This is a genomic window from Streptomyces sp. E11-3, assembly GCF_046540415.1.
Taxonomy (GTDB): domain Bacteria; phylum Actinomycetota; class Actinomycetes; order Streptomycetales; family Streptomycetaceae; genus Streptomyces.
Genome location: NZ_JAZGRL010000173.1, coordinates 1 through 1445 on the forward strand (window position 1 = coordinate 1; position 1445 = coordinate 1445).

The 1445-nt window shown below is 70.1% G+C and carries 1 protein-coding gene; it reads right to left on the reverse strand.

Annotated features, from left to right (window positions below):
* Positions 1 to 1337 (reverse strand): DNA polymerase III subunit gamma and tau (locus U9R90_RS36195; protein WP_411061739.1); only part of this gene is annotated, 1337 nt, incomplete at its 3' end.
* Positions 1338 to 1445: the final 108 nt, after the last annotated feature.

Consider the following 1445-nt stretch of genomic DNA (forward strand, 5'->3'; position numbering starts at 1 on the left):
GCGGCCCCACCTCCCGGCGGAACCTCGCCACCGCCGCCCTGCGGCCCCGGCGCGGCCGCAGGCGCATGGGCATCAGGCCCCGGCACGTACCCCATAGCGGGCCCAGGCCCACCCCCGGCAACAAAGCTCACACCGGCACCAGCACCACCGGCACCACCAGCAGCACCGGCAGTACCCGCGCCACCCCGCTCAAGCCGATCCAACCGAGCCATCACAGACCGCTCGTCGTCATACGCCGCGGGCAGCAGCACCCGCGCACAGATCAGCTCCAGCTGAAGCCGCGGCGAGGTCGCCCCCCGCATCTCCGTAAGTCCCTCGTTGACCAGGTCGGCCGCCCGGCTCAGCTCCGCCGCGCCGAAGACGCCCGCCTGTGCCTGCATCCGCTCCACGACATCGGCCGGGGCGTCGATCAGCCCCTTCTCCGCCGCGTCCGGCACGGCGGCCAGGATCACCAGGTCCCGCAGCCGCTCCAGCAGATCGGTGACGAAGCGCCGCGGATCATGCCCGCCCTCGACGACCTCGTCCACGATCTCGAAGGCGGCGCCGCCGTCCCCCGAAGCGAACGCATCCACCACCGAGTCGAGCAACGACCCGTCGGTGTACCCCAGCAGCGACGTCGCCATGGCATACGTCACACCATCGGTGCCCACACTCGCGAGCAGCTGGTCCATGACGGACATCGAGTCACGCACGGACCCCGCCCCGGCCCGCACGACCAGCGGCAGCACACCGTCCTCGACGGCCACGCTCTCCCGCCCGCAGACCTCGCCGAGATAGTCCCGAAGGGTCCCCGGAGGCACCAGCCGGAACGGGTAGTGATGCGTACGCGACCGGATCGTCCCGATGACCTTCTCGGGCTCGGTGGTCGCGAAGATGAACTTGAGGTGCTCCGGCGGCTCCTCGACCACCTTCAGCAGGGCGTTGAACCCCGCAGAGGTGACCATGTGCGCCTCATCGATGATGTAGATCTTGTACCGGCTGGAGGCGGGCCCGAAGAAGGCCTTCTCCCGCAGGTCACGAGCGTCGTCGACGCCACCGTGCGAAGCGGCGTCGATCTCGATGACGTCGATCGACCCCGGCCCGTTCCGCGCCAGGTCGAGGCAGGACTGGCACTCCCCGCAGGGAGTCGGAGTGGGACCTTGCTCACAGTTCAGACAGCGAGCGAGGATGCGCGCGCTGGTCGTCTTGCCACAGCCGCGCGGCCCACTGAACAGGTACGCGTGATTGACCCGGTTGTTCCGCAGGGCCTGCTGCAGCGGGTCGGTGACATGCTCCTGCCCGATGACCTCGGCGAAGGACTCCGGGCGATAACGGCGGTACAGCGCAAGGGACGACACACGTACGAGGTTATCGGTGCCCACTGACAACCGTCCCCGCCCGCCGAGACAACCACCCCGGCCCTGCCGACTCCGGGCCCAGGACCCCGGCCCGGCGCCCCTCCCCAG